The sequence below is a fragment of the Hydrogenophaga sp. genome, assembly GCF_022844385.1.
GTDB lineage: Bacteria > Pseudomonadota > Gammaproteobacteria > Burkholderiales > Burkholderiaceae_C > Hydrogenophaga.
In genome coordinates, this window is sequence record NZ_JALHLX010000137.1 from 1 (window position 1) to 8,312 (window position 8,312).

Sequence of the window (8,312 nt, forward strand, 5' to 3'; positions counted from 1 at the left end):
TCAGGCGCGCTTCCTTGATGCCGGACTGCAGGCGCTGGGTGGAGGTGGTGTTTTCGTCAAACGCACCATCGGTCTGCACCGACAGGTCGCCGCTGCGGCGCTGCAGTTGGGCTGTGAGGCGGGGGGGCGTGGCGGCATCCGCAGGCAACAGGAAGTCCCAGCTGCCGTCAAACACCACGTCGCCGCCCAGGCCGGCCTGGCTCAGCGGACCGCTTTTCGCGCCCTCGGCGGTGGTGAAGGCGTCGACCCATGAGAGCGGCAGGCCGGTGAGCTGGCCGCGTGTTGCCAGCGCACCCTTCTGCCAGCTGAGCTGGTCCCAGGCGAGGGTCATGGGACTGGTGGTGGCAGCCGGCGCGCCGGCTGCCCGGTTGCTGAACGTGGGTTGCAGACGCAGCAGGCCGGCGTCGGCCTGCAGGTTGATGGCGCTGCGCGCGTCCTGCCAACGCAGGCCGAGTGCGGCCACGCTTTGCAGCGTCCAGTCCACCACACGGTCCTTGCGCGCGCTGTCGGTGGCACGCAGTTGCAGGCGGGTGAGGTCCAGACGTCCGCTGTCGATGTCGGGCCGTTGCGCGCTGCCCATTTGCAAACGGCCCTGGGTGTCCAGCGTGGCGCGCCAGGGCCCTTGCTCGGCCTGGCCGGTGGCGGTGATGTCGAGCTGGTGGGGCAAGCCGCTGGCCTGCAGGTTCAGGTTGGCGAGGCTCAGCGTTTGCAGCGTGCCCACCACGGCGTCGGTGCCGGTGGCCGGGTCGGCCGCGCGCGCCGCGGTGCCGCGTGTGATGACCAGTCGCGGTGCCTGCAGGCGGGCTTGCACGCGCGGTGGTGCGGCGGTGGTGGCACCCGTCACAGGCGCGGGGTAACCGAGCACACCCAGACCGCCGTCCCAGCTGGCGGTGAGGCGGGCATTGCCTTGGGCCTGCAGGCCCGGCATGGCTTCGAGCTGCGCGCGCAGCAGCGGACCCACCACTGGCAGCGTCTGCAGGCTCTTCACCCAGGCGAGCACACGAGCCGCGTCGTCCAGCGCCAGGTTGAATTCGCCCTTGCCCTGGGCGTGGGCCACGCGGCCTTGCCAGTCGCCTTGGGCGCCGGGCAGCTTGAGCGCCAGGCGCCCGTCAAAACGGCGCGCGCCCACGTCGAGCTGGCCCTGGCCGTCCAGCGTGGCGTCGGCCACGCCGGCGCTGAGGGTGCGCAGGTCGAGCACGCCGAGCGCGGCGTTGTCGGGCTGCGGCGTCCATCGGCCTTGCAGGTTCAGGTCGCGCAGGCGCAGGCCGGCGAGCTGGCCGGCCTTGGGCTGCGTGCCCGAGGGTTTCACCACGGCGTTCAGGTCGATCGCCGGGTTGGCCGATTCGGCGTTGACCGCGCGGGCGGAGAGCGTGCCGTCAAGTGCGGCTGGCGCGATGCTGCTCCAGAGTGCGGCCGGGTTGATGCGGCTGGCCTTGAGCTCGCCCTGAAAGTCGCCCAGGGGCGAGGCTGCCGTCTGACGCCAACCCTCGCCCTGAACACGACCACCGCCGAGCTGGGCGTCCAGGTTGGAGAGCGTCCAGCGCGCCCCACGCTGTTCCAGATCGGCCTGCAGGCTTTGCAGCGGCAGGCGTTGCTTGTCTGCCGGGCCGGGCACGGCGTTGGTCACGCGCACCTGGGCGCGCCAGGCGTCGCCATCGGGTTGCGCCACCACCGTGCCGCTGAGTTCGGTCACCGGGGCTTGCGGCCAGAGCGCGGCGAGGTTGAGCCGGTTCATGCGCGCGTTGGCCGCCTCAATCGGCTGGGTCTTCCAGGGACGGATGCGCGCGGAGGCGTCGAGCACCGGCGTATCTGTGGCACTTGCTGTGCTGGTGGTGATGCTGGCGGTGGCGTCCAGCGCAGCGTCGGACTCGGCGAGCTGGCCAGTCACTTTGGCAATGGCCTTGAGCACCAGGTCTTCGCCGCCGGGCACGGTGGCCTTCACCTCGCCCTGCGCGTCCACCCGCAGCGGCATGGGCGCTTGCGCACCCAGCACCGCCTGGATCTGGTACAGCCCGCCGGCCACCTGCAGGTTCTCCAGATCGAGCTGGTGCGCGTCGGCCACGCCGAGGTTCCACAGGCTGTCGGCCGGGCGGTAACGGTACTGCCCCTTCAGGCCGCTGAGCGAGACCTCCTGTTTGCCGTCGAGCACCAGTTCACCCACCGACCACGGCAGCGTGATGGCCATGGGCAGGGTGATGGGCTGCAGCGGCTCCACCGGTGTGGGTGGGCGTCGGTCGGTGATCTGCAAGCGGCCAATGTCGAACTGCGACAGGCGCAGGCCGCGCGCGAGCAGGGCATCGAACCAGAAGCGGTTGTCCAGCGCGATGCGCACGCTGGTGGCCTGCACGGTCAGTTCATCGCGCTGCCACTGCAGCCGCCCGATCTCGCCGCCGTTGCGCAGGCTGCCCTGCACCTCGGCCACGCTGAGCGTGCCCGCGCTCGCGCCCTGGTCGGCCATGTAGGACTGGCCCCAGCCAATGGCCTGCGCCAGCGAGCCTGAGGTGCCGGCCCACACCCAGGCCGCGACGGCCGCTGCCAGCACCAGCCCGAGCAAGGCGCCGGGCAGCCAGAGCACGAACCAGCCGAGTCCGCCGAGCGCGCGCCGCGTCCTGGTTGGTTGAGCGGGTGCTTCGCTCAAAACGTGAAGCCCACGTTGAGGTGCAGCCGCAAGCGCCGGGTTTCCAGGCCGTAGGCCAGATCCAGCTGCAGCGGGCCCACCGGGCTGTTGTAGCGCACGCCCGTGCCCACGCCCCACAAGGGCTTGAGGTCGCCCGCGCGGTCGGCCACGGCGCCGCCGTCGATGAACAGCACGCTCTCCACCGGCGAGCGGCCGTTGGCGTTGAAGATCGGGCGCTGCCATTCCAGGCTGACCACGCCCTTGTAGCGCCCGGGCAGCACGCTGCCGTCGGCCTGGCGCACGCCGATGTCGCGCAGGCCGTAGCCGCGCACGGTGGCGTCGCCACCGGTCAGGAACAGCTGCGTGTCGGGAATGGCAGCGCTGCGTTTGGCCAGCACCGCGCCACCCTCCACACGCAATGCCAGGCGGCCCTGGTTGGTGCGGGTGTTGGACACCTTCAGTTCGCGCGCTTCACCCGCCTTGGCCTCGGGCGGCGGCGAGCGGTCGCCCAGCGGCCAGTAACCCAGCCAGCGCGCCTGCGTGCGCGTGAAGGGCAGGCGCGTGGTGCCCAGCGTGTAGCCCACACCCAGCTCCACCGCCAGGCCATAACCCGCGTTGGGCGAGATCGGGTCGTCGAAGCGGCGGCGCGTCCAGGCGTAGTTGGCGGTGACCGACGAGTTGGCCTCTGCGGTGCGCAGGGTCTGCGTGGCTTCGTTGAAGACACTCGCGCGGTCGTACTGCAGATAGAAGCTGCGGTCGTACTCGATGCCGTCTTGCGACTGGCCGGCGCGCAGTCGCTGGCTGGTGGTGATGTTGAAGTCGTCCTGCTCCTGCAGCAGGCGCCCGCCCGCAATCCAGCGCCAGCCGTCGTTGCTGGGCGGTGAGCTCCAGTCGGTGCTGGCGAGCTGGTCCACGCGTTCGAACTTGAGCGCACTCACCGCCCGCCAGCCGATGCCCGGCACGCTGTGGTGCGTGTGTTCGATCGACAGCCGCGCGCCGCTGTCGGTGCTGCCACCCACGCCCAACACCAGCTTCTGGCGCAGGCTCTCGCGCAGTTGCACCTTCACCGGCAGGGACTCGCCGTCCAGGGTGGGCTCCACGAACACAAAGGCCGAGTCGTAGTAGCCGCTCTCGATCAGGCGCTGTTGCGCGGCCTGCAGCCGGGCCAGGTCGTAGTCGCTGCCGGGCACCACGCCCGAGAGGCGCACCAGGCGCTCCACCGTGACCTTGTCATAGCGCTCTGCGCCTTCCACCACCACTTCGCCCATTTGAAAGGCGCGGCCGGAGTCGAGCTCGATGTAGAGGTTGGCCTGGCGGTTGTCGGCGTCGATGTCGGCCAGGCTGTTCTGCACGCGGCCAGCGGGGTAGCGCCGCGCGATGAGTGCGCGCAGGGCCGCGTCCTTGGTGCGGTCCCAGTCGCTTTGCGAAAACGGCAGGCCCTGCATCACCTGCACCTCGCGCTGGATGGTGTCGCGCTGCTCGCCCGCTTCGGGCGCGGTCGCGATGTCGCCCACGAAGGACACGTTCACCGAAGCCACCCGGGTGATGGGGCCGGGCGAGACGCGGATGGTCACCGTGCCCAGTGGTCGAGCGCTGGACCCATTGCCCGCAGCGGCGTCGGCAGCCTCCGTGAGGGCGGGCGGCCCGACCACGTCCACCACCGGCGAGAAGTAACCCAGTGTGGCGAGCAGTTCGCGCAGGTTGGCGGGCGCTGCGGCCAGCAGGCGGGTGAGTTCGTTGGCATCGAGGTTGCGCAGCAGGCGAAAGCGCTGCAGTTCGAGATGGCGCAGCAAAAACTCACGCACCTCGTCGGGCGCCTGCAGGTCGATTTCGAAGCGGGGCTCGGCCGGTGGACGTGGTGTTCGGGGGGTGGTGCGGTCCCGGCTGGTGGACGCTTCCGGCGCATCGGCATCGGCCGCGTCCACCGCGTCCTGCAGGGCGCTGGCCGCCGGTGCGACAGGCGCCTCCACGGCTTGCGCCCGTGCGGCCGGTGGGCACAACATGGCGGCACAAAGCAGAAGAGACCCCGCCCAGCGGGCGGAGTCCGGAACAAAACAGGTCATGCGGCTATTTGGAGAGCAACCTCATCGTGTCTTCCAGCCCCTTCAAGGTCAGCGGGTACATGCGCTGGCTCATGAGTTGCTGGATCACGCTGATGCTCTGTCGATACTGCCACACGCCCTGAGGTTCCGGATTGATCCACGCATACTTGGGAAAAGCGTGCGTGAGGCGCTGCAGCCACTCGGCGCCGGCCTCTTCGTTGTTGTATTCCACGCTGCCGCCAGGTTGCAATATTTCGTAAGGACTCATGGTCGCGTCGCCCACGAAGATGAGTTTGTAGTCCTTGTTGTACTTGCGGATGATGTCCCAGGTGGGGAACTTCTCGGCGTAGCGGCGGCGGTTGTTCTTCCACATGAAGTCGTAGACGCAGTTGTGGAAGTAGTAGAAGTCCAGGTGCTTGAACTCGCCCTTGACGGCCGAGAACAGCTCCTCCACCCGCTGGATGTGCTCGTCCATGGTGCCGCCCACGTCCATGAGCAGCAGCACCTTCACGTTGTTGTGCCGCTCCGGGATCATCTTGATGTCCAGGTAGCCGGCGTTGGCTGCGGTGGCGCGGATGGTGTCTGGCAGGTCCAGCTCGAACTCGTTGCCCTCGCGCGCGAACTTGCGCAGGCGGCGCAGCGCCACCTTGATGTTGCGCGTGCCCAGCTCCTGTGTGTCGTCGTAGTCGCGGTAGGCGCGCTGTTCCCACACCTTCACACCGCTCTTGTTGCCGCCCTTGCCACCGATCCGCACGCCCTGCGGGTTCTGCCCGCTGTTGCCGAACGGCGAGGTGCCACCGGTGCCGATCCACTTGCTGCCGCCTTCGTGACGTTCCTTTTGCTCTTCCAGCCGCTTCTTGAGCGTCTCCATGAGCTCGTCCCAGTCCATCTTGGGCGCGTTGGCCTTCTGCTCGTCGGAGAGGATGCGCTCCATCTCCTGGCGCAACCAGTCCGCCGGAATCGGCTTGGTGAAGTCCGCGATCATCTCCACGCCCTTGAAGTAGGCGGCGAAGGCGCGGTCGAACTTGTCGTAGTGCTTCTCGTCCTTCACCAGCGCGGTGCGCGCCAGGAAGTAGAAGTCGTCCATGCTGCAGGCGTCGGGGTTGCGCGGCCCGACCACGTCGGCCTGCAGCGCCTCCAGCAGCATCAGGTATTCCTTGACGGAGACCGGCAGCTTGGCCGAACGCAGGGTGTAGAAGAAGTCGATCAGCATGGTGATCTCCCGGGTTCAGGCGTGAAGGGCCCGCAGGTAGAGCAGCTGGGCTTTCGCTTCCGGCCACTCACCCGCACGCATGCTGTACATCACCGTGTCTCGGATGGTGCCGTCGCGGCGCAGGGCGTGGCCGCGGATGACCCCGTCTTTTTTCGCGCCCAGCCGCTCAATGGCCTGTTGGGACGCGAAGTTGTAGTTGTCCGTGCGCCAGCCCACCACGTGGCAGCCCAGGGTGTCGAAGGCGTGGCCCATCATGAGCAGCTTGCAGGTGGTGTTGACGTGGCTGCGCTGCACACTTTTCGCATACCACGTGTAGCCGATCTCCACCCGCTTCACCGCCGGCAGGATGTCGTGGAAGCTGGTGCTCCCGAGCACTTTGCCGGAGGCCTCGTCGGTCACGGCAAAGGCAAAGCGGTGGCCCTCCTCACGCATCTTCAGCGCCGTTTCGATGTAGCCACGCGTCTCGTGAGGCTCGGGCACCGAGGTGATGCGAAGCTTCCACAGCTCACCGTCGGCTGCAGCCGCACGCAGGCCGTCCTCGTGGTCCAGCGACAGCGGAACCAGGGCAATGCCGTTGGAGCGGAGGGTGACGGGTTGAACGAAAGCCATGGCCAATCCGTTCAACGGTTTCGCTGGTTCATGAAGACGAGTTTTTCAAACAGGGTCGTGTCCTGCTCGTTCTTGAGCAGCGCACCCACCAGTGGCGGGATGCTGACCTTGCTGTCGGCGCTTTGCAGGGCTTCAAGCGGGATGTCTTCGGCCATCAGCAGCTTGAGCCAGTCGAGCAGCTCGGAAGTGCTGGGCTTCTTTTTCAGGCCGGGCAGGTTGCGCACGTCATAGAAGGTCTTCATCGCCGCGGCCAGCAGCTCTTTCTTGAGCGTGGGGAAGTGCACGTCGACGATGCGCTGCATGGTCTCCGCGTCCGGGAACTTGATGTAGTGGAAGAAGCACCGGCGCAGAAACGCGTCGGGCAGCTCCTTCTCGTTGTTGGAGGTGATGAACACCAGCGGGCGGTGTTTGGCGCGCACCAGCTCGCGCGTCTCGTAGCAGTAGAACTCCATGCGGTCGAGTTCTCGCAGCAGGTCGTTCGGGAATTCGATGTCGGCCTTGTCGATCTCGTCGATCAGCAGCGCCACTGGCGCATCCGCCGTGAAGGCCTGCCACAGCACACCTTTCAAGATGTAGTTGTGGATGTCCTTGACCTTCTCCTCACCGAGCTGGCTGTCGCGCAGGCGGCTCACCGCGTCGTATTCGTACAGGCCCTGCTGCGCCTTGGTGGTGCTTTTGATGTGCCATTGCAGCAGCGGCAGCTTGAGCGCGGTGGCCACTTCTTCGGCCAGCATGGTCTTGCCGGTGCCCGGCTCGCCCTTCACCAGCAGCGGGCGTTTGAGCGTGATCGCGGCGTTCACAGCCAGCATCAGGTCCTGCGTGGCGACGTAGTTCTCGGAGCCTTGGAATTTCATGGGTTGGTCTGCTGGAAGGTTGAACGGGTGACGGAATCCTGGGTGATCCGGCCCCCCGGCTGCTGGGGGCAGGCTGACAAGGCCCGCACCGTCGGGGGTTTTGAGGACGGGGGCGTCTCGACCGGTCTATATAATCAGTGGTTGATTTTCCCCCGCTGACTCATTCATTGTGCTTGCAAAATGACCTCACTGTTGTCCACGATCACCCGCACCCTTGTCGCCGCTGCGACGCTTTCCGCAGCCGCTTTTTCGGTTCACGCCCAGGGTGTCACCGGTGATGTGGCGGCCGGTCAGAAGAAAGCCGAGATGTGCATCGGCTGCCACGGCATTTCGGGCTACCAGAACAGCTTTCCGGAAATCCACAAGGTACCGCTGATCTCGGGCCAGACGGGTGCCTACATCGTGGCTGCCCTCAACGCCTACAAAAAAGGCGACCGCAAACACCCCACCATGCGTGGCATCGCCGGTTCGCTGAGCGAGCAGGACATGGCCGATCTGGGCGCTTACTACGCCTCACACGCCGACAAGACGGCGCCTGAAGCGCCCCGCACCGCCAGCACCACGGCCGCCGCCCTGATCGAAAAAGGCGCCTGCGCCTCCTGCCACGGCGCCAACTTCAGCAAGCCGATCGACCCGAGCTACCCCAAGCTGGCCGGTCAGCACGCGGACTACCTCTTCTTCGCGCTCAAGGCCTACACGGTCGAAGGCAACGCGGTGGTGGGTCGCTCCAACGGCATCATGGCCGGCATCGCCAAGCAGTACTCCACCGCCGAGATGCGCGAAATCGCCAAGTACCTGGGTTCGCTGGAAGGTGAGATGAAGGTGGTGTCGCAGCCGCGCTTCAAGTAAGCACCGACTGCCCCGCAAAAAAGCCGCTCACTGAGCGGCTTTTTCGTATCTGTTCAGTCTTGTGTTGCGCGCCGGCGCACCTGGTCGATGTAGGCCTGCCCATCCGGCGGCCTGCCGGCGCGCTGGCT

General features: G+C 67.2%; 5 protein-coding genes and 1 pseudogene. 1 reads left to right on the forward strand and 5 read right to left on the reverse strand.

Annotated features, from left to right (window positions below):
* From Q0C59_RS16800 to Q0C59_RS16820, 5 genes and pseudogenes are all read right to left on the reverse strand, one after another.
* A pseudogene (locus tag Q0C59_RS16800) lies at window positions 1-2,575 on the reverse strand (hypothetical protein); the annotation flags it as partial.
* A 59-nt stretch (window positions 2,576-2,634) separates the two neighbouring features.
* Complete coding sequence (locus tag Q0C59_RS16805; RefSeq protein ID WP_291217645.1) at window positions 2,635-4,620, reverse strand: autotransporter assembly complex family protein; 1,986 nt, start codon at window positions 4,618-4,620, stop codon at window positions 2,635-2,637.
* A gap of 64 nt (window positions 4,621-4,684) precedes the next feature.
* Window positions 4,685-5,872, reverse strand: a complete 1,188-nt coding sequence (locus Q0C59_RS16810) for a VWA domain-containing protein (RefSeq protein ID WP_291217647.1) — start codon at window positions 5,870-5,872, stop codon at window positions 4,685-4,687.
* A 15-nt stretch (window positions 5,873-5,887) separates the two neighbouring features.
* Window positions 5,888-6,481: a GNAT family N-acetyltransferase gene (locus tag Q0C59_RS16815; protein ID WP_291217649.1), complete on the reverse strand. Its 594-nt coding sequence runs from the start codon at window positions 6,479-6,481 to the stop codon at window positions 5,888-5,890.
* An 11-nt stretch (window positions 6,482-6,492) separates the two neighbouring features.
* The gene (locus tag Q0C59_RS16820; RefSeq protein ID WP_291217651.1) at window positions 6,493-7,335 is read right to left on the reverse strand and encodes a MoxR family ATPase; all 843 of its coding nucleotides are present in this window, start codon (window positions 7,333-7,335) and stop codon (window positions 6,493-6,495) included.
* 180 nt (window positions 7,336-7,515) lie between these two features.
* Here Q0C59_RS16820 and Q0C59_RS16825 point away from each other — a divergent pair, with 180 nt between their 5' ends.
* Complete coding sequence (locus Q0C59_RS16825) at window positions 7,516-8,184, forward strand: cytochrome c (RefSeq protein ID WP_291217653.1); 669 nt, start codon at window positions 7,516-7,518, stop codon at window positions 8,182-8,184.
* Window positions 8,185-8,312: the final 128 nt, after the last annotated feature.